Consider the following 22,218-nt stretch of genomic DNA (forward strand, 5'->3'; position numbering starts at 1 on the left):
AACTGGACGTTCCCCTCTAGCAAAATTTGTGTGTATACTAAAGGGAATTTACGATGCCATTACTACGAGAAGAAGCTGAAAAGCTGTCTAATAACACGCTTGAACAGGGTGTTATTGAAACCATTATCGACCGTGAAGACTTGTTTGCGGTATTGCCGTTCATGAAAGTGGACTCAAAGGCATACCTGTATAACCGTGAATCTGAACTAAGCGAAGCACAATTTATCGATGTGAATGATGAAGTACCGGAAGGTGCGGCAAAGTTCTCTGAACATGTTGCTAAACTGCGCATTTTGGCAGGCGATGTGGACGTTGATAAATTCCTGTCCTCTACAATGGGCGACACGAATAGCCAGATGGCTATTCAAATCCGTTCCAAAGTAAAAGGTCTGGCTCGTGCATTCCGTCGCAACCTGATCCTCGGTGATAGCTCCTCTAACGCTAAAACCTTTGACGGTATTCCTAAGCTGATCCACAACGACCAGAAAATCATTGCTGACTCTTCAATGACGTTCTCCATGCTGGATGAGCTGGTTGATGCGGTCAAAGACTTAGGTGCTGATGCAATCATGATGCGTTCTGAGCATATCCGTGCATACCGTGCTCTGCTGCGTACCGTGAACGTCGGCCCTACTGAAATCATGATCGAAAACTTTGGTCGTCCAATGTTGACTCACAACGGTGTACCATTCCTTGTGAATGATTTCATTCCAAAAACCAGTGATACAAAAGCGCAGAAAGCCGACATTTACTGTCTACATCTGAGCGAAGAGAACGGTCTGACGGGTCTGTACGGTGGTGATAATGCAGGTATCGTTGTTGAAGATATCGGTACTGTACAGAACAAAGATGCCACCCGTACCCGTGTTAAATGGTATTGCTCTCTGGCAAACAAACACGACAAAGCTATCGCGGCTCTGACAGGCGTAGCTCTGTAATAGGCGCAGGTGACCGAAAGGGGTGAGGCGAAAGCCCACCCTTTTTTCTTATAGGGGGAGTAATTATGACCGAAAAGCAAGTGAAATTGACTGAAAGTTCAATGCGTGGTTATAACGGGCATCTGTTTATGACCGAGTTTCAAAATGGCAAAACAATAACGCCGGTATCTCAACGAAAGCAGGATCGTATTTTGGCTACCGTTCGTTCTGAAATTGCCGCTAAACCGGCAACGAAAGAGTTGGAAACAATGCCGCCAGTCACACCACCGATTAAAGAGCCTAGCGTATCGGAAGACAAACACGAAGAAAGTTAAGTAATAACAGTAGTGCGGTCGGGATGACCGCACCTTCTCATTAAGGAAAGTGAAAATGAAACCCGCCAAAGTAAAACTCTTGGAATCAGCATTTTCCGGTTATACCGGTGTCATGTCTGGTGTCATGTTTGAGAACGGTGTAAGTAAAACCGCTATTCCGTTTATTGATCAACAGCGGATATGTTCAATTATGAAAGCCGAAACCGTGGAGGGTAAAAATGTGAGTGGGGCGGCTGCATTAGCCGAATCTCGTGAAATTACAGCAAAACAAGCGTTGGAACTGGAAACAAAAGCAACGCCAACCACTGAATTACTGCGTGAAGGAGAAAATGATCTTCCTATTATCCGATTCACACGAAATGAACTGGAAGCGTTGGCTGATAAAGGCGGGATTGCTGCTTTGCGTAAAATTGGTAACGAGTTCAATGTGCGTGAAAAATCAATTGAAGCGATGATCGAAAGTATCCTCAACGTGGCAGGTGAATAATGTCAAAACTGGACGTAATCAAATCAGGCGGTGTATCAGAAATTACTGTGATGTTTGATGCGCTTGATATAGAGAAAGCCTCTTATTCATTGTTCGACATTGCCGGTAAAACGATTATTGCTGACCAAGACATTACTCTGAATAGCGGCGATCTGAGCGCCTCCTTTTCTATCTCAGGTGAACATAACGTTTTAGCGGATGGCAAAACCAAAGACATGCGTCGTGTTGTGGTAAAAACAACTACAGCAAGTGGTCGGGTATCTGAATTTGAACAGTATTATGCTGTTATTGTCTCAATAGAATTAGCTGTACCCAGTGAATCTTTCATTACCCTGATGGAAGCAAAACTAGCTGCTATAGATATGTATTCCTCAGATGCATTTTTGTTCCTGAGTGATCATACTCAGCGTCAGGCCTTAATAGAGGCAACAAGACGCCTCAAGAATATGAAATTCAGTCTCAAGCGGATTTATAAGATATCGGATAGCGAATACGACCGACCTCAAAACGTGTTAGCGACTAATGCATTACCGTTTTATCTGGCTGGTGAATTTAAAGGTGACGCAATTGATTTCTCTGAGCTGACAGAAGAAGAGTACCGAGCACTGCCTGATTATTTCCTCAATGATATGGCGCAAGCCTGCATGATTGAGGCTGTTTCTGTTGTGACTACCGGTGGTGCGGCAGATGCCCGTGATGAGGGCGTACTGTCTGAATCTATTGGTGAAACAACCAATATGTATCGTAGCGGCAGGGCAGCAACACAGGCATTGTCGCGTAAAACTTGGCGCTTAATTGCACGCTATACAGACAATGTGATTCGCATTCGCCGAGGGTGATATGAATATCAGTTGGCAATCAACCGCAACCATTTATCGTAAATCTGAAACATTGAATATTTATGGAGAACCTGAATTACAGTTTGCTGGAAAATCACCGGTCGGAATTGTTCGTTTTATTCAGGCATATGATCGTTCATCTGTACGAGCGGATAGTTCGGCATCACGAGGTAAAGCGGATATTGAGTTGTTTGATGCCGTTCTGATCTTCCCCGAAAAAACAAAGCTCAATATTGACGATGTGTTGTTGGTTGAAGGTGTGAAGTTGGAGATTAAAAGCATTCACAACAGATTCGGCTTAAGGGGCAAGGAGGGGCATTTTGAAGTGGGGGCAAACTTGTGGGTATCTCAGTAGACATTGGTTCATTTAAACGTGTTCAGAAACGTTTGACGCACAGTCAGCATGCTCTCAAAAAGAACTTACTCAATGAATTACGGAAAATGGCGGTTGAAATGCAGAAGTATGCCCGCGCCATGATCCCCCGTGAGACAGGTAGCCTTGAAAGTGCTGTCTTCGCTCATGTTGTAAATAGAAGGGATGAGGTTCATGTGAATCTTTATGTTTCTGAGCACAAGAAACGTGAAGGATTTAATATTCGTGGTAAGTCCGTCAAGAGTGTTTCAGTCGGTCGTTATGCCAAATACATGCACAATGGACAATATCGGCTTGGGATATTGTCACGAATTAAACAGCAGAGTAACTACGCTACCAATATGCGGGTTAAAGTGGGTAAAGGGTTTATTGGACGAGCCGGTAATACTGTATGGAAACGTTACCGTAATGATCTAAAAGAGGCGGGCATAAGAGCGGGTTTTGGTCGAGGTCGATGGAAATGATTTTAGAAGCATTTACTAAATATCTTGAATCAAAAGGAGTGGGAAAAATAGGAAAAGATCTGTTTTGCCACTATATGCCCCCCAAAATACCTCGTGGCTATCTGGTTATGTCGCCTAGCGATGGGATTAAAATTGATTCAGAGTTAAAAGGCTACTATCAAGACATTTTTCCGTTTATGATTAGAGCAGAAAGTATTGGAAAGGTTAACCAATTAAGTAATGTGGTTATGGAGCACCTTTCAGTACGTGATATTGAGATAAATGGAGTTTATTTCAATTTAATACAAGTCATTACATTGCCTACTATCTACCCCCAAAATGACGGAGGTTCTTTTGAAGCAGGCGTTGTGATAGAGTTCAGTTGTTATTTAAAATAAGTAAGGGAATACTTATGGCAGGTTCAAAAGTTGAAAATATTAAGCTAGGTGCATGTAACGTTTCTTTCAAAGGCGTTGATTTGGGTTATACCAAAGGCGGTGTAGAGGTGGAGGTTACTACTGACACACTGAAAGTGACGGTTGACCAGTTTGGTGAAACCACCGTTTCTGAACTGATTCAGGGGCGTAATATCAAAGTCACTGTACCACTGGCAGAAACTGTCCTTGAACGTCTGGCTACCGTAATGCCGGGGAGTGAAGTCGGCGGTGCGGGTGACGAAATTACCATCAAGACGGGTATTGGCATCAACCTTGTTGAAGTCGCTGAATCTCTGGTTCTGACACCGCTCAACAAAGATGATTACGTCCTGACTCTGCCACGTACTGCTACAGCAGGTAGCTTCACCATGGCATACAAGCATGATGATGTTCGTGTGTTCAATATTGAATTTAATGCTTACCCTGATGACAGTGGTGTATTGGGGAAAATGGCAAAAAAAAAGTAGTTACTGAATCTGCTTCTAAAGATAAAAAATCTGAGGGAAGCAAAGTTCAGAATAATCAATCTGTGGCATAGCGCGATACAAACCAAGATTAATTAATTTGATCTGGTAAGTATGTTTATACCTATTATATTATAGGGCTTCTATTTGAAGCCCTTTTTATTACATGGAGTTTAAGATGGCAAAATTACTTGACCTTGATGCAATTGCCCCAAAACCTAAAGAAGTCACTTTGCGTGGCGTAAATTACAAAATGTCACCAATGACAGTTGGCCTGTTTGTACTGGCGCAGCAATTCCAATCGCAGGATATTGAAAATCAAACTCCTGCTGAGCAATTAAAGGCAGGTATTGAGATTGTTCGCAAGCTGCTACCTGAAATGCCGGAAGCAGAAATAGATAATCTGACTCCAGAACAGGTTCAGCAAATTGTTCTCTTTGCATTTCAGGAAGGTGAAGAAACCAATGAACGTCACGCTGGAGAAGACGCAAAGTAATAACCCGTCAAGAAAGCGGAGTCGAGATTGTTTCTATCGATTTTGGTTTCTACTTTTGTCGTGTTGTTGCTTTTTATGGCGAAACCACGGAATCGGTTATCGCCATGCCGCTTGAACGGTTCTGGTTATTAAGTCGAAACATAGACCGCATCAAGTCAGAAGATGATATTCGTCGCTTGCAGACAGCAAGGGTTGCCCAGGCAACGGCGGATAGTTACACGGCATTTGAGAAAAGTTTACAGCAGCGATTGGGGCAGCCGGTCATTATGAAAAAGGTGTTGTCACCTTTCCATGCCGAGGCTGATCCAGATGCCGAATTGAAATTAAGGAATATATTCGGTAGGAGCTAAGGATGGCTGACTCATTAGGTTTTCGATTGTCGCTGGACAGCAAAGAGTTTGAGATAAAGATCGATAATGCGGGTCGTTTACTCAATCGTCTCTCCAATCAAGGTACAAAAGCCAGTACGGGTGTTAAGCGTTTAGAGGGCGGGTTTAGAGGTTTTGGTCGCACGTTGTCAGATACGATTACTACAATCGGTATGGCATCTTTTGCAATTGGAACACTAAAGACTGCCTTTTTTGATTGGCAAAAAACCATTCTTGATAGCGCAGGAAAATTAGAACGCCTGCAAGTCATGTTACAAGGCTTGGCGACATCTTCGGATAAAGCAGCCGAGTCAATGCGAGACTTCCAATACATTATTTCATCGGCAAAACAAGCTCCTTTTTCTATTGATGCTATTTCAGATAGCTTCGTTAAATTAAAATCATCAGGAATAGATCCAACCAAAGGTTCTATGCAAGCTCTGGTTGACGCAACTGCTCGATTTGGTGGTGATAGTGAGCTTTTGAAACGGGCTACAATTGCAATCCAACAAATGTCTGGTAAAGGCGTTGTCTCGATGGAAGAACTTCGTCAACAACTTGGTGAAGCAATCCCTACCGCGATGCAATCAATGGCATTAGGTATGAACGTGTCAATGGCTGAATTGGTTAAAGCAGTTTCTAGCGGCTCTGTTCGTTCAAAAGATGCTATTGAATCAATGATGAACATTTTGGAAGCCTCATACGGCGGCTCTGCCAAGCGAATGATGAACACCTATGTTGGTTTGTTATCACAAATGCAAACTAACGCCGCCCTTTTAGCCAAATCCATTGGTGACTCTGGTTATATGGATGCCGTTAAAGATGCAATTCGAGATATAAACAGCTTATTGGGTAGTAACGCGGCTGTTTACTATGGAGAGCAATTTGGCAAGATGGTTAAGGAAATTATTGACGCCTCTAAAGAAATGCTTGTTTGGATATTTAATAACAAAGAAATGCTACTGTCTTTAGGCTCAGCATTAATGCATATCGCTGGCGGTGTACTTGTTCTGTCCTTTTTTAAGTCAATAACTGGTGCGTTAACAGGTTTTAACAGAATGATCGCAACGACTGTGACAAGTTCTGGCGGTCTAGCAAGACAAATGGTTTTAATCTCTCAACGTGCTTCTGGCATGGGGCAAAATCTTAACCTTGGAACAATTGCCATTGGAAGAATGAAACATGCTTGGCGTGGTTTAGACGCTGCTATGAAAGCCAATGCGATTATCTTTGCGGTTACTACGATTATCGAGGTTCTTGCTTTACTTGCATGGTGGTATGACAAAGTAAATGAAAGAGCCAAAAACGCGATGGAGACGGCTAAAAATACGCCTGAATTGGTGACTGATGAACAAATGGAGGACTTAAAAAAAGCAAAGGAGAACCAATTAAAAGAATTAGAGGAAATTGAAAGAAAAATAAAATATCAGCAAGAGCTTATGCAACCTGCTTTAGAATATAAAAAGAGTGGTAAATCTCCCAACGAAGAAGCGTTGAATCAAGCTTTGGAAGTAGAAAAAGCCTTATTAAAGGAAAAAGAAAAAATTGCTGGAAAATTACAAAAATTACAAGATGCTTTAACTAATACCGAAATCGCTAAAGCTAAAATTGCGTATGAAAGAAAACTATCCCAACTTGAGAATAGTATTGAAAGAGAAGATGGGGTCAGAAAATCAGAGTTAAGATCCAAACTTGAGGCTCTTAATGCTGAAATGGTAGCGAAACTCAACGCGGTAAAAAATGATACTGCGTTGCAACTTTCTATCCGGAAGGAATACGGTGAGAAAATGGGGGTTTTGTACAATGAGGAATTAGAACGTGGTAAAGAAAGTATTACCAAACAGGCAGATTTAACTCGAACTGAAATTAATCGCGTAATGAAAGAGTTAACTAAAGTTCGGACTCGGGCTGGAAATAATACAACTGATATTCAGAAACAGCAGATTACTCAACTTGAAAACCAGCTATTATCCGCCACTAACTCTCTAAATAATTATGAAAAAATGTATCAAACCACCCTTGAACGTATAACCAATTCTGCAAAGATGTTTATGGGGTCGATGATAGGTATTAATGGTGAGGCTATAGATGCTACATCCGATGCCCTCGGTGATAAATTAAAAACTATAGAGGATTCGAGCCGTAGAAATTCCGCATCAGCACGTTTAGGTAATGGTGAGAAAATAAAGACAATCGATGGTAGAACCGCCACCTCACAACAAGAATTGCAGACTCATTACAATATAGTGGATGCGCTTAAAGAAGAAAAAATTAACGTTGATAATCTTGAAGTTGCCTATAAAAATTTAAGTAAAAGTCATAAAGCAAGTATAGATGCAGCAATGGCAAACGCACGTATGGCGGGTAATGCTGCGAATGAAAAGAAGGATAACTCCAAAGCTGAAAAAGCTAAACGTGAAGCTGAACGTATGGCTGAGGCACATCGTAAGATCTTGAGCGATGCTGATGCTATGTCGGCAAAGATCGGTTTTGGGAGCCAAGAGGTTGTTAAATATAATCAATCATTAGATGAATTGAGAAAAAGCCTTGAAAAACTCTCCAAGGCCTCTCCACAAGAAGGAATTTTGTCTCAAGAGCAGATAGATGATGCCACAGCGTGGTTGGCGGAAATCAAAGCTGAAATAGAAAACGATGATTATCTAAATGCTTTGGCAAAAAACTCTGCTGATCAACTTATTTCAAAATGGGCGGGGTTTGCGAATACAGTTAAAGGTAATATGACACAATCCATTGCAGAAATGCGTAGCGAGTTTGAAAAGAATTACCAAGCAGCCGATAATTATTTTGCCAAGATTATCAAGGCAAATGAAAAAAATACCGAAGTTTATGAATATCTAGAAGCAGAGCAAGCAAAATTCCACGCTGGCAAAGAAGAAGCAATGGTGCGTATGACTGAAACCGCTACGGCGAAAATGGCATATGATTACCAGAATCTGGGTAAGTTAATTGACGATAATTTCAAGAATATTTTCGATAACCTCGAAGATAAGCTTATGGAATTTCTTGATACCGGTAAATTTAATATTGCTGATTTCGGTAATTTTATTTTTAAAGAGCTTCAACGTAGTTTTATCCGTAGCATGGTTATTTCACCGATGATTAACGGGCTAGGCTTAGGTGCTGGCGGAGAGACTGGCGAGAGCTTCATCTCAAAAATCGGTGGCGCGATGGGGGGCATGTTCGGTGGTTCTAGTGCTAATGAAGGTGACGATGGCATTGCCAAATCTACTCAAGCTCTCGGTAAGGCGGCTACTGAAACAACTGGTGCACTGGAGACAATGCAATCAGAAGGTATCTTCTCTACTATTGCCGGTTATGCGCAACAATTATGGGCAATGATCGCTGGTACAACCGCAACCCAAACAAAATCAGCCGCTGATGTTTCAGCTACCACAACAGTTACTTCATTTGCAATTGCATTAGGTTTGGCAAGAAGTGCCGTTATAAGTTTCATGGCATCCCTGATGACAAGTAGTTCAGCAAGTAGTGCTAGTTCTATTGTATCAATGGTAGGAACAATCGGGTCAGCAGCAGCTTCTGCATATGGCGGAGGAGCAGGGGCGGCTGGTGCAGCAGGATCTGCGGCTAATACGGGGGCAATGGGAATGTCAACCAATTGGCAAGCCTATACATCCTCTTTTGCAAAAGGCGGCATAATGGGGTCGTTGGGGGAAGTTCCGCTAAAAACCTATTCCAAAGGTGGCATTGCCACTTCACCTCAGTTAGCCCTCTTTGGTGAGGGGGCGCACAATGAAGCTTATGTACCTTTACCTGATGGCCGCCGTATTCCTGTGAATATGAACATTGCTGGTGACGACATCGGAGCTGGTTCAGATAAAAATGTAATCATTTCTATCTCTGTAGTAAATCAGGGAGGGGATAGCAATGAGGAAAGTAATTCCAGTAATGAATCGGCATGGAACGAGACGGCTCAAAAAATTAAATCCATTGTTATTGAAACAATGACTGAAGAAAAACGCCCAGGTGGTATGTTAACGGAGTAACTCATGGAACGGAAAACCTTTAAGTGGCATCCAAAATTTGAATCGCGTAAAAACTTCAAACCGACAATAAGCAAGCAGACGTTTGATGATGGTTATGAGCAACGATTAACGTCAGGGTTCAATTGGCGAAAATACGAATGGAATTTGGTATTTGAGGGGGCGTATCCCCTCATTCAAGAAATAGAGGATTTTCTTTACGAACATGGCGGAAAAGATTTATTTAATTGGGTATCCCCAGATAAAAAACCTTATTTGATTGTATGTGAAGATTTTAATGTTACAAGAAATACAGGGAGTGCAACCTTAACAGCGACATTCAGACAAGTGTTTGAGTAAAACTGTGCTTATCCCAATACGGGAATAGTATGATTTCAAGGAGAGAAACGTAATGACAGGAAAGTCAATCAGACAGCACATTCAACTATTATCACCTGAATCTATCTTTGAGTTTTTTATTATCGATCTGCCTAAGAATACGGGCGGAGGTAGATTTTATTTTCACGCTGGTACAAATGATCTGAACCAACCTGTTGTATGGCAGGGAAAGATCTATCAACCTATGCCGATAAAGGCAACAGGCTTTGATATTAGCGGAGAAGGTAAACTTCCAAGACCTAAGTTAAAAGTTGTTAATCTGCATGGATTGATTTCTGCTGAGCTGCAAACTAAAGACGACTTGTTAGGTTGTCAGGTGACACGCAAACGAACGATGCAATGTTTTCTTGATGCAGAGAATTTTCCTGATGGTGTCAATCCTGATGCAAATCCCGAACAGCATTTTCCTGATGATGTGTGGTTTATCGATCAGAAAACTATTGAAACCTGCGAAATAGTGGAGTTTGAACTGGCGTCAGTTTATGACCTGATGGGAGTACAGCTTCCTAACCGACAAGTGATCCGTAATTCCTGTCAGTGGGATTATCGTGGGGCGGAGTGTGGATATACTGGCCCCGCTTTTGATAAAGATGACAAACCAACTTCCATCGCTGGAGCAGATTTTTGTCCTAAGCGATTATCTAGTTGCCGAGCGCGGAAGAATTACTTTGCTGATGGCATCATTATGTTTGGCGGTTTTCCGGGAGCGACACGAGCATGATCCAAGAAATGATGAGTACATCTCTGTACTTGGAAATGCAACAGGCCGCCGTCACAGCTTATCCAAACGAAGCCTGTGGGTTGTTGGTCAACACTAAAGGAACTAAGTATGAGCTTGTGTTGTGTAAAAACGTTGCGGAAGACCCCGTTAATTTTTTTGTGATGAATGCAGAAGATCAAATAGCAGCAGAAAAAAGGGGGGAAGTCGTAGGGGTGTGGCATAGCCATACGGATGGAACTAATAAAGCCAGTGAAGCAGATATGGCAGGTTGTGAAGCCTCAGAACTTCCTTGGCTTATCATCAATGTGACAAAAAATTATAACCCTGAAATTGACAGTGAATTCATCATCAGTGATGTGAATGTCATTTCTCCGAATGGCTTTGAAATGCCTTATGAGGGAAGACCTTACGCTTTTGGAGTATTTGATTGTTGGATGTTATGTCGCGATTACCTCAAGCGAGAATTTAATATTCAGGTGGGAGCATGTTCGCATCTGCATATCCCTAATTGGTGGGATGGCGATAAAGATATTCTCAGTGACAACATCACTGAACAGGGATTTATTAAGCTGCCTTACGGAACACAGCCAAAACGTGGTGATCTATTTCTTATGAAAATAGGAGCTAAGATGCCGGATCATTGTGCAGTTTATATCGGTGATAACCTGATTTTGCATCATCAATCTAACCGGCTAAGTTGTAAGGCAATTTACGGTGGTATGTATCAGAAAACAACGATCCATCATTTACGGCATAAGGAATTGCTATGAGTGAAAAGATAAAAGAACCTAATCTCGTTACATTTGAATTTGGCGGCGTGTTGGGCAAGAAATTTGGCAAAGAGCACAAGGTAAAATGCACGACGGTACGACAAGGAGTCAGCATTATTAACTGCAACAGACAAGGGTTGCTCGCTTGGATGAAACAGAATGCCCGAAAGTACCAGAAATACCATATCCGTGTGACGAGAGCCAATGGCGCAACACGCGAAATGAGCGAAACCGAATACCAGATGGAAAATAACGGGGACATGGTTCATGTTTGTATTACACCTATTTATCGTGGTGCTGGCGCTAAGGCTATGAGTATTGTTCAGGTCGTTGTTGGTGTAGCGTTAATGATAGCTTCAATTTGGCTCGGTCCAGCAGCTTTTATGGCTGGTCTTTCCATGTTGGCAAGTGGTGTAGTCGGTCTTTTGTCAAAACAACCGAAGCCAAACACGGGAGGGGCGGATAACCGCAAAAACTCAACTTATTTTGACGGTCCTGAAAATACGGTGGAACAAGGGGCACCCGTGCCTCTTATTTACGGCGAAGAAATCCTTGTTGGCTCTCAGTTAATCAGCCTTAAACTGTCCGTAGAACAGCTAGTACCTGATCCGCCAGAACCCAAGAAGATTAAAGCTTTAGTGGCTTAAAAACCAAAAGAGGCTAATTAAAGCCTCTTTTTCACAATTTCATACACTTCATTCCGATTACGTTTTCCAATTGTTACAACGATAATAATTAGTTTTTTGTCTACGACTTCATAAACCAGTCTGTAACCAGATGCCTTGGACTTAATCTTGTAACAGTTTGGCATACCGCTTAGTTTCGCTGATGGAATATATGGATTAATTGTTAAGGCTTTTAATTTTTTGGCGAATTGTTGTTGAATGTTCGAGCGAAGTTTTTTCCACTCTTTTACCGCATCTTCTCTAAACTTTATTTTGTATGTCCTATCCTTGTTGCTCATAGATATTCATCCAAATCAATATCTACAAGATCCTGATTCTTACGCGCCTCTACAATTTGAATTAATTCCTTATCTTCCAGTTGATCTAATAAGCTTTCGTAAATATCAGCCGGAACACAATAGAATGCAGGCTTGTTGCGATTTAAGATAGCAACAGGATAACCTTCACCTGAACTAACAGTAGCCATTGGATTTTTTTTTAACTCACTAACGCTCGCTGTCACATTACTTAGGATAACTTGAGGCATATTTCAACTCCTTAAAAGACCAGTTAATAAGTCATATTATAGTTATAAAAGACTGAATAACAAGTCTCTTTAAATTGTATTAGCATATTGCATTGTCTATTATAATATGTATTTGGATACCTATTTTTGTGATATGGAGGTTACAGTGAAAAAAGAAAAAATATTCATTGCGGGAGCTGGTGGTGGTGGTGGTGATCGCCCAAGACAGTCTATTGAAGCCCCTGATAATGTTGAGTCCAAAACACTTGCTTCAATGCTAGATTTATTGGGAGAAGGTGTAATTGGTGGTTTGAAAAATGGCGGTCAGTCTATCTTTTTGGACGACGTGCCTTTGTTAAACCCTGACAGCTCGCCTAACTTCAATGGAGTGAAGTTTTGGGAAAGAAGAGGGGAACAAAACCAAGATCCAATGGATGGTTTTGACGATATTGAAACGCCTTATAATGTTGCAACACAGCTTAAGGCTACAACACCTAAGACATTGCAAGTGGATAATGATGATGCCGACCGAGTACGGATCATCATGGAATTCCCCCGTATGACTTCAACCGACAAAGAAAACGGAGACATAAATGGGACGGAGGTAAAATTTCAGTTTCAATTAGCCATAGGTGAAAATTCGTTTAAGCCAGTCATTCCGTTAGACCATAAAGATAGTACGATTAAGATTGCCAAGAAATCGAGCGGTAAATTTCAGCGGGAATATTTTATTGATTTACCTAAGCCCGGCAAAAATTACCGTATTAAGATTATTCGATTTACGCCTGATACTAATAGCGATTACCTGCACAACAAAACCGTAGTGGCATCCTACGGGGAAATCGTATTTGCAAAAATGGCATATCCTAACAGTGCGATTGTTGGGATCACCATTGATTCACAGGAATTTGGTGGAAATATGCCTCGTCGTTCATACCTTGTTTCGGGTATGAAAATTCGAGTCCCTTCAAATTATCGTTCTTCCGACAACAGCTATCAGGGAGATTGGGACGGTGGCTTTGATATTCAGGTGTCATCTAACCCTGCATGGATTCTTTATGACCTACTGACGAACAAACGATACGGTTTGGGTAATTTCGTCAACGAATATATGATAGATACCGGTCAGTTCTATCAGATAGGACGATATTGCGATCAAGAAGTCCCTAATGGCTTCGGTGGTATGGAGAAACGGTTCACTATTAATACAGTGATTGCTAGCCGTCAGGAGGCATATAAGGTCATTTCTGACATTGCTTCGGTTTTCCGAGGCATGGTGTTTTGGGCTGGTGGTATGATAAACCTCCGACAAGATAGCCCGGCTACACCAGTCATGCAGTTTTCAGCATCAAATATCATCGATAAAGTCATCCGTAAGGGATCTTCACGAAAAGATCGCCCAACAGTTGCCGTTGTTACATACAACGATAAGGATGATCTTTACAAGCAAAATATTGAATACGTCGAGGATGAGGAGGCCAAGAAACGCTTTGGGATTCGTAAAACAGAGTCGCTAGCGTTTGGGTGTACCAGTCGGGGACAAGCGTACAGAACTGGTTTGTGGCTGCTTTATACTTCGAAAATGGAGACAGATGTTGTTATCTTCAAGGCAGGGATCGATAGTTCGTTTCTGGTTCCCGGTGAATTGGTAAAACTGCAAGATAAATATCGTTCTGGTAAGCGTAATTCGGGGCGTATTAAGTCTTTTACCCAAAATAGCATAACACTGGACGCGCCAGTACGACTGGATAAAGAGGGAGCATTTATCACGTTTCTAACAGTTGACAGCCGTATGATAGATCGCAACTTACTTGAATCGGCTGGCGAATACCAGACTGTAACGTTTAAAGAGCCTATTGATACGGGTGACGAGCCAATGGAAATGGGTATCTGGACGATCACTGAGCCTGATTTAGAACCCGTTTTGATTCGTGTATTAAGTGTCAGAGAAGGTGATGAAAAAGGTACATTCGAAATCACCGGTGTTGAGCATAACCCCTCTAAATTTGAAGCTATTGACCGTGGTGCAATCCTTATTCCACCTAAAACAAGTGTCTTAGATCCGACTTTCAGTAAACCAGTTGGATTGGATGTGACAGAGGCAACGTACCTTTCGTCACCGGGTAATCTGTCGGTGAAGTTAATTGTATCTTGGGAAGGACGATCCCCTAAATATGTTCTCCGCTATCGCCGTAGTGATGTGGTGGATAATTGGATTCGGATGGAACTCACCGACAATCAATGTGAAATACTGAATGTTGTGGATAGCGCTCGATATGATATTGAAGTTTTTGCGATCTCAATTACAGGTAGAAAAACCGAGACATTAGCAGCGACTTATACCACTCTTGGCACTTTAATGCCTCCGGGAGCACCTAAAAATCTGGCAGCCGTTGGAGACTACCGACAAATTGTGCTGACTTGGGTAAATCCTGAGGCTATCGACCTTGAAACTATTTATGTTTATGGCTCCCGAAAAAATAATTTTGAGACGGCGAGTCTTTTGGCAAAAATACCGTCAACAACTTTTACGCACTCTGGTTTGGACGATGATGTTACATGGTATTACTGGGTAAGGGCTGTCAACAAGCGGGGAATGTTAAGTCCAGTAAATACTAATTTAGGCACAAGCGCGACTACGAAAGATGTATTGTCTTTTTTGAGGAATAAAATCACTTCAAGCGAGCTTGGTAAAGAGTTACTCGAAGAGCTAGACTCCAAAGCTGTCAGCGAAGATCTTGAGGTAATACAAGATTTGGTTGATAAGTCGGAGAGAAAAATTGACTCTATACAAGATTTAGTTGATGTATCAGAGAAAAAAATTGAGGCAATACAAGATCTGTTCGAAGTATCAGATAAAAAGATTCATGAAATTGACAAAATAACCGGTGAAATTAAAGCATCACAAGAGATCCTAAACTCTTCCGTAGAAACAGTAAAAGAGAGTGCTAAAAAAGCTCTGCAAGACTCAGATAGCAACGCTTCTAAGATTGTCAAAATCAAAAGTACTGTCTATGAGCAAGATAAAAAGCTTGCTTCAACGTTAGAGGCCATTCAGACGGTAAAAGGCAATATAGAAGCCGTCTTGATTGAAGAGAAAAGATCTCGTATCGAAGGGGATAAAGCAACAACTGAAAAAGTTGAATTGATCGAAACAAAAATAGACAGCCACGATGTAGCCATTAAAAGAGCCGAATCTACAGCGATTGATGCTGAGAAGACAATCGCTCGCGTTACCGGCTCAGTTGAAGCTGTTGCTAAAGCCGCTATTGATACGGCGTTAAAAGGTGAAGAAGAAGTTAGGGAACAACGCGATACCAATGCCAAGATATTCACGGATCAGAAAGTTATTGTCGATGGGCAACAGGCATTGTCTCAAAAAATAGAAACAATGACCGCTGAGTTCAACCAAAACATAAAAGCTCAATTAAATGAGGAAAAGCAAACGAGGGCAAGCGCGGATGAAGCATTGTCTAAGCAAGTTACACAATTAACAAGTGAAATAAACCAAAACATCAAAGCACAGCTAAGTGAAGAGAAACAAGCAAGAACAAATGCAGATGAGGCATTATCTAAACAGATCACACAACTGAAAAGTGAGGTCGATCAGAGCGTCAAGGCTCAATTAAATGAAGAAAAACAAACGAGGGTAAATGCAGATGAAGCATTGTCTCAGCAGGTTCTACAACTAAAAACGGATGTTGACCAAAACATCACTGCTCAATTGAATGAGGAAAAACAAGCGAGAGCTAATGCGGATGAAGCTCTATCTAAGCAAGTTACTCAACTGAAAAGCGATGTTGACCAAAACATCACTGCTCAATTGCATGAGGAAAAACAAGCGAGAGCTAATGCGGATGAAGCTCTATCTAAGCAAGTTACTCAACTGAAAAGCGATGTTAACCAAAATATCACAGCCCAATTGAATGAAGAAAAACAAACACGGGCGAATGCTGATGGAGCATTATCTACACAAATTACCCAATTGAAAAGTGAAGTCGATCAAAATATCAAAGCTCAGTTAAGTGAGGAAAAACAAACACGGGCGAATGCTGATGAATCATTATCTAAGCAAATAACTCAGTTGAGAAGCGAAACTGGGATAAACATCAAATCTCAACTTGATGAGGAAAAAAATACCCGAGCAACTAAAGATGAAGCGCTATCTCAAAGTGTTGAACGACTCAAGACACAGACCAGTAAGGATATTGAAGCAGCCGTATTAGCGGAAAAAAATGCACGTACAACCTCTGAGAGGAGTCTGGCCGATAGTGTCAATGTATTGAGTGCAAAGACCCAAAAAGATATTGCCAGTGCGGTATCCAGTGAAGCCAACGCAAGGGCAACCAGAGATGATGCCTTAGCAGGGGAAATATCTAAAGTTCTGGCAAAAACCAATGCTAATGAGGCTGCTGTAAGAACAGAACAGACAGCGCGTGCGAATGGTGATTCGGCACTGGGGAAACGGATAGATACAATTCAAACAACAGTCAATGGAAATACAGCCACTGTTCAGCAGACCACAAAAGCAGTAGCCGAACTTAATGGTAAAATCTCTGCATCTTGGAATCTGAAAGTAGAAACTGCTAAGGATGGGAAAAAGTATGCGGCAGGTATGACGCTAGGCGTGAATAACAATGCCTCACAATTTCTTGTTCAGGCAGATCGATTTGGCTTAATAAATGTAAACAATGGTGCAGTAACAACCCCATTTGTTGTTGAAAATGGCACTACCTATATGAATGCCGCTTATATTAAAGATGGCTCAATAAGTAGTGGCAAGGTTGGAGATTTGCAATCTAACAACTATTCAGCAGGGAAAACTGGCTGGCGATTCGGCAAGAATGGTCAACTAGAAATGAATGGTCAAACTTCTGGACAAGGAAGACTAAATATCTCCAATAATCGTATTGATGTGTATGATGAAAAAGGAGTTTTAAGAGTTCGGATCGGTTTGCTGTAAACAGCGTTATTTAGTGTGTTAATATCACTTTTATTGCAAGTAATTAAATACCTATCATATATCTAAAAGGGAGATATGGAATGTGGTACAGGGAAGGTACTAATTCTTTTGTGAAAGACAGCAAAAAGGTTACAGGTGTTGGAACTCTTTGGTCACAAGCAAAGTATGGCGTTATGCCGGGCATGGTGCTTATTGGTTCTGATAATCTCCTATATGAAATTGAAAGGGTCCAGAATAATACAGAACTGACGTTAGTAGAGGCTTACAAGGGAAATACAATCAAGGATCAACCCTGCCGTATTATTACTACTTACGAAGGAGATTTGTCACAATTTAGTGCGCGGTTCTCAGCCTTGCTTCACTCAATATCCGGTGATTCCCGTGAAATTAGAAATTGGTTAACGTCACCATCACCAGTCGTTATTGTTAGAGATGATGGTACTACATTCAAGGCAGATTCATTGGAAACAATCCATGCGGCGCACAAAGCTCGTATAGAGTGGTTTGATAAAAATCAGACTCTGATTTCAGATGCAGGCAATCAAGCCGCAAATGCGGCTGGTTCAGCGAAAGCTGCAAAAGACTCACAAATAGCTGCTAAGGGCAGTGAAACGCAAGCGGCTAATTCTGCTAAATCGGCAAAGGATTTTCAAGTTGTAGCATCAGCATCTCAATCGGCCGCAAAAACGTCAGAAACGAATGCCAAGACATCTGAAATAAATGCTGCAAATTCAGCGAAAGCAGCGGCGATTTCACAAACTGCGGCTAAGGCATCAGAAACTAATGCCGCGAACTCAGCTAAAGGGGCGAATATGTCTCAGGCGGCTGCAAAGGTTTCTGAAACTAACGCAGGTAATTTTTCTAAAGCAGGTAAAGCATCTGAACTTGCTGCTAAGACCTCAGAGACTAACGCAAAATCATCCGAAGTTAGTGCTAAATCATCAGAGGCTAATGCTAAATCGTCTGCGAATACTGCGACAGAGAAAGCCAAACAAGCAACCGGTTCACAAGTAGCAGCAAAAGCCTCTGAAACTAATGCTGCATCATCCAAAGCTTCCTCAGCTCAATCTGCCTCTAATGCTTCGGCTTCTGCAAGCAAAGCAGAACAGGAAGCTAATAAAGCAATAAGTTCAGCCAATAACGCAGCAACCTCTGCATCTAGTGCGGCAAGTTCTGCAAATTCTGCAAAAACGTCTGAGTCTAACGCTAAGGCATCATCAAATAGCGCCTCCTCCTCAGAGAGAAATGCTAAGGCATCAGAAAATAATGCAGCAATATCTAAGTCAGCAGCCGAACAATCGGCAAAAGACGCAGCAAGTACTCTTGCCAAAATGGTGAATGATGCAAAGGTTGCAGATAACGCAGCCAAAGCCGCAAAGTTATCAGAGAATAACGCAAAGGTAAGCGAAACTGCTACGAAATCCTCAGAAACAAATGCTTCCAATGCAGCAAAAGCAGCTAAAGTCTCTCAAGACGCTGCAAAAATTTCAGAAACCAATGCGGCAAATTCAGCAAAAATTTCCTCTACTTCTCAAATCGCAGCAAAAGCCTCAGAAACAGAGGCCGTGTCATCAAAAAATGCAGCACAAGAAGCAGCAACCTTAGCAACTAAAAAAGCAGAATTAGCCGCAGTCTCTGAAAGTAAGGCTCAGGATGCTGCCAATAGAGCAACACTTGCGGCACAGGAAAAAGAAGATCTTCTCAAAGGGAAGACAATTGCAATAAGCCTCGGTTCGGGTAAAACCAGTTGGACAAAAATAGCTGAAGTAGATATGCCTCAAAATCCCGGCGTGCCTAGTACAGTTCGTATAGAGCTTATAGGAGGTAGTGGTTATAACGTGGGCGAGTATCCACAAACAGCGATGTCTGAGATTGTCTTACGCTCTGGTAATGGTTATCCCAAGGGGCTCAATGCTTCTCTCTATAGAACAAATACTTGTGCCGCGAATAAAGTGGCAACCATCAATACAGGAAATGATAAATATGATGTTTATGTTCATTTCTATGGTTTTCCATTCAATTTGATTTGTAATGTACAACAAGCTAATGCCACGATATTAAATATAGGTAATTTATCAGGAGCATTAGAAACCTTACCTGATGGAGTGCTGGAGGGTAAAACGTACAATTACGTTTTGGCTTCATCTGACGACCGCGGTAATCTATCAATTGATACCAATATATATGGGCCGGGATTTGTTTCTGGAGCGCAAGGCAAGGATAGAACATGGCTAGAACCCAAAGAGGGTAATGCTTGTTGGTTAGCTAACATTGGCGATAAGTATGCTGGCGAATTCCGACATCCGAAAAAGTCAGGAACCGCTGCCATATTGGAAGATCATTATACTAAAGGTGAATCTGATGGTAAATACCAGCCTAAAGGAAATTATGCTGTAGTTGGGGCTTCGTACACTAAAGACGAAACTAACCAGAACTTTGTAAAAAGCGATACAACAAATCTTGGTAAATCATGGACTAGCCTGACAACTATTCCAGATGGCGGATGGGGTCAACCTATTGGCTATTCGACAATGGTACGTATCAACAGCTTTGGGTTACCGAATGGATTCGCTGATCATGGATATTGGAATGTCATTGCCGCTCGTGATATGGCTCAGGGATATGCCGGATTTTTAACGGGTTTTAATAATGGGAAAGTTTATTACGGATTTTCTAACACGAAAGAGGGCAATCCTACTTGGGTTAGGGTGTACACAGAAAATCATAAACCCTCACCGAGTGAATTAGATGTATACACTAAAGGTGAATCTGACAATCGTAATTACAGCAGCCTTAGTTATGTAATCCGTAAATCTGGCGGTGATAATACGGATCTAAATAACTGGCCGAGAAATAGAGTTGCGTTTGTTTATCATGATGCGGCAAACAATTCCAATGTTACAGGAGTAGGCGCTTCATTTTCTGCCTTGAATAATAACTATGTATTGCAGCTTGTTTCTCAATACCACGGTAATGGGGATGTTCTTAAGTTCAGAACTAGAAATGGGGATAAAAATAGTTGGAACCCTTGGCACCATATTGCAACAACAAACTGGACATATTCGCGAGGTGACATTGATGTGAAAATCAATGGGCGCATGGCTAACGGCACTGCTTATACTAAAGGTGAATCAGACGGTAAATACCAGCCGAAAGGTAGTTATGCCATCACTCAGAACACCGTCCCTAATAGCCGGAAAGTTAACGGAAAACCATTATCATCAGATATTACGTTGAATGCTGCCGATATTGGTGCGTTTTCTAGAGGATTAACGGAAGCTGTTTCAGGCGATAACGTACCGTGGAATGCGGCATCTGGTGTGTATAATGCCAATTATAGCGGTCATACCCAGATTATTGTTCATTTTAGTATGGGGGCGGGAAATACTAGTACACCATCACTCCAGTTAAAATCAATATGTAAGAATGGTGGTATAGCCTATCGTTCGGCTAGGGATGGTCATGGATTTGAAGAGACTTGGACGGAGTTTTACACCACAAAAAATAAACCTTCTGCGAGTGATGTAGGAGCGTATTCGAAAGGCGAGTCTGATGGTAAATATGTCTTAAAAAACTCGCAAGAAGAGATTAATGCTGGTTATTTTTCAGCTAAATGGATTAATAATTATGCAGGGATTAAATTAATAAAACCAGATAACCGATATGCATTAATTGAAACCACTCCACACGGCAGTGCGCCATTAAACTTTATCTACCGTGATGAAAAGGGCACTAATATTTCTGTTGCATCACTACCAACAGAAACTGGAGTTATTGCATTACAGGGTTATTCCTACTCTAAAGCAGAAGCAGATGGTAAATACCAGCCGAAAGGTAGTTATGCTAATGCAGCTTCTCACGCCTTTAGTGGTGAAGTGAGAGCACCAAACGTCATCACTGGAGCAATAAACAACCAAAGTTACTTTTTTCAAAGCGATGGTGTTTGGAGATGGACTGTACAACAGGGTGGAAATTGGAAGGGAGAAATTACGCATCCTGGAAGAGGTGGTGTATTTGCTCTCCAAGGGGATAGCTATACGAAAGGTGAATCTGACAATCGTAATTACAGCAGTCTCAATTATGTAATCAAAAAATCTGGTGGTGATAGTTCAGATCTAAATAACTGGCCGAACAATAGAGTTGCATTTGTCTATCATGATGCAGCAAACAGTTCTCAAGAGACAGGTGTGGGCGCTTCATTTTCTGCCTTGAATAATAATTATGTATTGCAGCTTGTTTCTCGATACCACAGTAATGGTGATGTTCTTAAGTTCAGAACAAAAAATGGGGATAACAATACTTGGAACCCTTGGCACCATATTGCAACAACAAACTGGACATATTCGCGAGGTGATATTGACGCGAAAATTAATGGTCGCATGGCAAATGGTACTGCTTATACTAAAGGTGAATCAGACGGAAAATATCAACCGCGTGGAAATTTCCAGCTCGCGGGGAATTACGCGGTAAGAGGGGAGAATTATACCAAAGGTGAATCTGATGGTCGTTATTATGCTAAATCAGGTGAGGGCAATTTAACCTTAGTAGGTGCATTTCGTCGCCATATTATCTTTAATAATGGTTCTAAAATTGATGGATATATCTTCAAAGATCCTAACGGGCACTTGATGTTTAATAATGGTGTTCACGGTGGTGACTGGCAGATGCGAACTGATGGATCGTTTTACTGTGGAGGTAATGGTAACTTTAACGATGTCTATATCAGGTCAGATAAACGAGCCAAAAAAGATATTGCAAAAATCAGTGATGCAACCCAAAAACTGTCAAAACTGAGTGGCTATACCTATACCGTATCTGACGATAACAAAAATAATAGTCGCTCTGCTGGTCTTATCGCTCAAGAGGTTCAGAAAGTTTTGCCAGAGGCTGTAACTCAAGATGAAAATGATTTATTACGCTTGAACTATAACAGCATAATTGGATTATTGGTTGAGGCAGTTAAAGATTTACAAAAACAGGTAGATGAACTTAAAAATTAATAAGTATTTACTTA

Annotated in this window: 18 protein-coding genes and 1 pseudogene; 17 read left to right on the forward strand and 2 right to left on the reverse strand. The window is 41.5% G+C overall.

Annotated features, from left to right (window positions below):
* Positions 1-53 precede the first annotated feature (53 nt).
* The 15 genes and pseudogenes from AAY47_RS01615 (at position 54) to AAY47_RS01685 (ending at position 11,697) form a co-directional block, all read left to right on the forward strand.
* Positions 54-938 (forward strand): major capsid protein, encoded by an 885-nt coding sequence (locus AAY47_RS01615; protein ID WP_047766499.1) that lies wholly within the window; start codon positions 54-56, stop codon positions 936-938.
* A gap of 65 nt (positions 939-1,003) precedes the next feature.
* Positions 1,004-1,252 carry a hypothetical protein gene (locus AAY47_RS01620; RefSeq protein WP_047766500.1) on the forward strand — a complete coding sequence of 83 codons (249 nt, stop codon included), beginning with the start codon at positions 1,004-1,006 and terminating at the stop codon, positions 1,250-1,252.
* 55 nt (positions 1,253-1,307) lie between these two features.
* On the forward strand, positions 1,308-1,739 hold the full coding sequence (locus tag AAY47_RS01625; RefSeq protein WP_047766501.1) for a hypothetical protein: 432 nt from the start codon (positions 1,308-1,310) through the stop codon (positions 1,737-1,739).
* Positions 1,739-2,578, forward strand: a complete 840-nt coding sequence (locus AAY47_RS01630; protein WP_047766502.1) for a hypothetical protein — start codon at positions 1,739-1,741, stop codon at positions 2,576-2,578. The genes AAY47_RS01625 and AAY47_RS01630 overlap by 1 nt, the downstream gene beginning before the upstream one ends.
* A 1-nt stretch (position 2,579) precedes the next feature.
* On the forward strand, positions 2,580-2,933 hold the full coding sequence (locus tag AAY47_RS01635; protein ID WP_047766503.1) for a hypothetical protein: 354 nt from the start codon (positions 2,580-2,582) through the stop codon (positions 2,931-2,933).
* Positions 2,918-3,415 (forward strand): hypothetical protein, encoded by a 498-nt coding sequence (locus AAY47_RS01640; protein WP_047766504.1) that lies wholly within the window; start codon positions 2,918-2,920, stop codon positions 3,413-3,415. The genes AAY47_RS01635 and AAY47_RS01640 overlap by 16 nt, the downstream gene beginning before the upstream one ends.
* Positions 3,412-3,792 (forward strand): phage tail terminator protein, encoded by a 381-nt coding sequence (locus tag AAY47_RS01645; protein ID WP_047766573.1) that lies wholly within the window; start codon positions 3,412-3,414, stop codon positions 3,790-3,792. Before AAY47_RS01640 ends, AAY47_RS01645 begins: the two co-directional genes overlap by 4 nt.
* A gap of 14 nt (positions 3,793-3,806) precedes the next feature.
* Positions 3,807-4,295: pseudogene (locus tag AAY47_RS01650) on the forward strand (hypothetical protein); the annotation flags it as partial.
* Positions 4,296-4,473: 178 nt separating this feature from the next.
* Positions 4,474-4,791, forward strand: a complete 318-nt coding sequence (locus AAY47_RS01655) for a hypothetical protein (RefSeq protein WP_047766506.1) — start codon at positions 4,474-4,476, stop codon at positions 4,789-4,791.
* A gap of 104 nt (positions 4,792-4,895) precedes the next feature.
* On the forward strand, positions 4,896-5,141 hold the full coding sequence (locus tag AAY47_RS01660) for a hypothetical protein (protein WP_047766507.1): 246 nt from the start codon (positions 4,896-4,898) through the stop codon (positions 5,139-5,141).
* 2 nt (positions 5,142-5,143) lie between these two features.
* Positions 5,144-9,184, forward strand: coding sequence for a tape measure protein (locus AAY47_RS01665; protein WP_047766508.1), 4,041 nt, complete (start codon positions 5,144-5,146; stop codon positions 9,182-9,184).
* 3 nt (positions 9,185-9,187) lie between these two features.
* Positions 9,188-9,520, forward strand: a complete 333-nt coding sequence (locus AAY47_RS01670) for a phage tail protein (RefSeq protein ID WP_047766509.1) — start codon at positions 9,188-9,190, stop codon at positions 9,518-9,520.
* Positions 9,521-9,572: 52 nt separating this feature from the next.
* Entirely contained in the window at positions 9,573-10,280 is a 708-nt protein-coding gene (locus tag AAY47_RS01675; RefSeq protein ID WP_047766510.1) for a phage minor tail protein L, read from the forward strand.
* On the forward strand, positions 10,277-11,050 hold the full coding sequence (locus AAY47_RS01680; protein ID WP_047766511.1) for a C40 family peptidase: 774 nt from the start codon (positions 10,277-10,279) through the stop codon (positions 11,048-11,050). Before AAY47_RS01675 ends, AAY47_RS01680 begins: the two co-directional genes overlap by 4 nt.
* Positions 11,047-11,697, forward strand: coding sequence for a tail assembly protein (locus tag AAY47_RS01685; RefSeq protein WP_047766512.1), 651 nt, complete (start codon positions 11,047-11,049; stop codon positions 11,695-11,697). Before AAY47_RS01680 ends, AAY47_RS01685 begins: the two co-directional genes overlap by 4 nt.
* Before the next feature lie 17 nt (positions 11,698-11,714).
* Here AAY47_RS01685 and AAY47_RS01690 read toward each other — a convergent pair whose 3' ends face one another.
* Together AAY47_RS01690 and AAY47_RS01695 are read right to left on the reverse strand one after the other, a co-directional pair.
* The gene (locus tag AAY47_RS01690; protein ID WP_047766513.1) at positions 11,715-12,014 is read right to left on the reverse strand and encodes a type II toxin-antitoxin system RelE family toxin; all 300 of its coding nucleotides are present in this window, start codon (positions 12,012-12,014) and stop codon (positions 11,715-11,717) included.
* A complete protein-coding gene (locus AAY47_RS01695; protein ID WP_047766514.1) occupies positions 12,011-12,262 on the reverse strand; it encodes a type II toxin-antitoxin system Phd/YefM family antitoxin in 252 nt (83 codons plus the stop codon). Before AAY47_RS01695 ends, AAY47_RS01690 begins: the two co-directional genes overlap by 4 nt.
* A 145-nt stretch (positions 12,263-12,407) precedes the next feature.
* Here AAY47_RS01695 and AAY47_RS01700 point away from each other — a divergent pair, with 145 nt between their 5' ends.
* Both AAY47_RS01700 and AAY47_RS22355 read left to right on the forward strand, forming a co-directional pair.
* Complete coding sequence (locus tag AAY47_RS01700) at positions 12,408-17,204, forward strand: phage tail tip fiber protein (protein WP_235428266.1); 4,797 nt, start codon at positions 12,408-12,410, stop codon at positions 17,202-17,204.
* A gap of 80 nt (positions 17,205-17,284) precedes the next feature.
* Positions 17,285-22,204, forward strand: coding sequence for a tail fiber domain-containing protein (locus AAY47_RS22355; protein WP_053014187.1), 4,920 nt, complete (start codon positions 17,285-17,287; stop codon positions 22,202-22,204).
* Positions 22,205-22,218 lie beyond the last annotated feature (14 nt).

This window comes from Xenorhabdus griffiniae (assembly GCF_001028135.1).
Lineage (GTDB): Bacteria > Pseudomonadota > Gammaproteobacteria > Enterobacterales > Enterobacteriaceae > Xenorhabdus > Xenorhabdus bakwenae.

Coding starts and splice junctions, on each gene's coding strand:
- AAY47_RS01615 (WP_047766499.1), top strand. CDS start 54: ATGCCATTACTACGAGAAGAAGCTGAAAAGCTGTCTAATAACACGCTT.
- AAY47_RS01655 (WP_047766506.1), top strand. CDS start 4,474: ATGGCAAAATTACTTGACCTTGATGCAATTGCCCCAAAACCTAAAGAA.
- AAY47_RS01680 (WP_047766511.1), top strand. CDS start 10,277: ATGATCCAAGAAATGATGAGTACATCTCTGTACTTGGAAATGCAACAG.
- AAY47_RS01645 (WP_047766573.1), top strand. CDS start 3,412: ATGATTTTAGAAGCATTTACTAAATATCTTGAATCAAAAGGAGTGGGA.
- AAY47_RS01630 (WP_047766502.1), top strand. CDS start 1,739: ATGTCAAAACTGGACGTAATCAAATCAGGCGGTGTATCAGAAATTACT.
- AAY47_RS01665 (WP_047766508.1), top strand. CDS start 5,144: ATGGCTGACTCATTAGGTTTTCGATTGTCGCTGGACAGCAAAGAGTTT.
- AAY47_RS01620 (WP_047766500.1), top strand. CDS start 1,004: ATGACCGAAAAGCAAGTGAAATTGACTGAAAGTTCAATGCGTGGTTAT.
- AAY47_RS22355 (WP_053014187.1), top strand. CDS start 17,285: ATGTGGTACAGGGAAGGTACTAATTCTTTTGTGAAAGACAGCAAAAAG.
- AAY47_RS01695 (WP_047766514.1), bottom strand. CDS start 12,262: ATGCCTCAAGTTATCCTAAGTAATGTGACAGCGAGCGTTAGTGAGTTA.
- AAY47_RS01625 (WP_047766501.1), top strand. CDS start 1,308: ATGAAACCCGCCAAAGTAAAACTCTTGGAATCAGCATTTTCCGGTTAT.
- AAY47_RS01635 (WP_047766503.1), top strand. CDS start 2,580: ATGAATATCAGTTGGCAATCAACCGCAACCATTTATCGTAAATCTGAA.
- AAY47_RS01660 (WP_047766507.1), top strand. CDS start 4,896: ATGCCGCTTGAACGGTTCTGGTTATTAAGTCGAAACATAGACCGCATC.
- AAY47_RS01670 (WP_047766509.1), top strand. CDS start 9,188: ATGGAACGGAAAACCTTTAAGTGGCATCCAAAATTTGAATCGCGTAAA.
- AAY47_RS01685 (WP_047766512.1), top strand. CDS start 11,047: ATGAGTGAAAAGATAAAAGAACCTAATCTCGTTACATTTGAATTTGGC.
- AAY47_RS01690 (WP_047766513.1), bottom strand. CDS start 12,014: ATGAGCAACAAGGATAGGACATACAAAATAAAGTTTAGAGAAGATGCG.
- AAY47_RS01675 (WP_047766510.1), top strand. CDS start 9,573: ATGACAGGAAAGTCAATCAGACAGCACATTCAACTATTATCACCTGAA.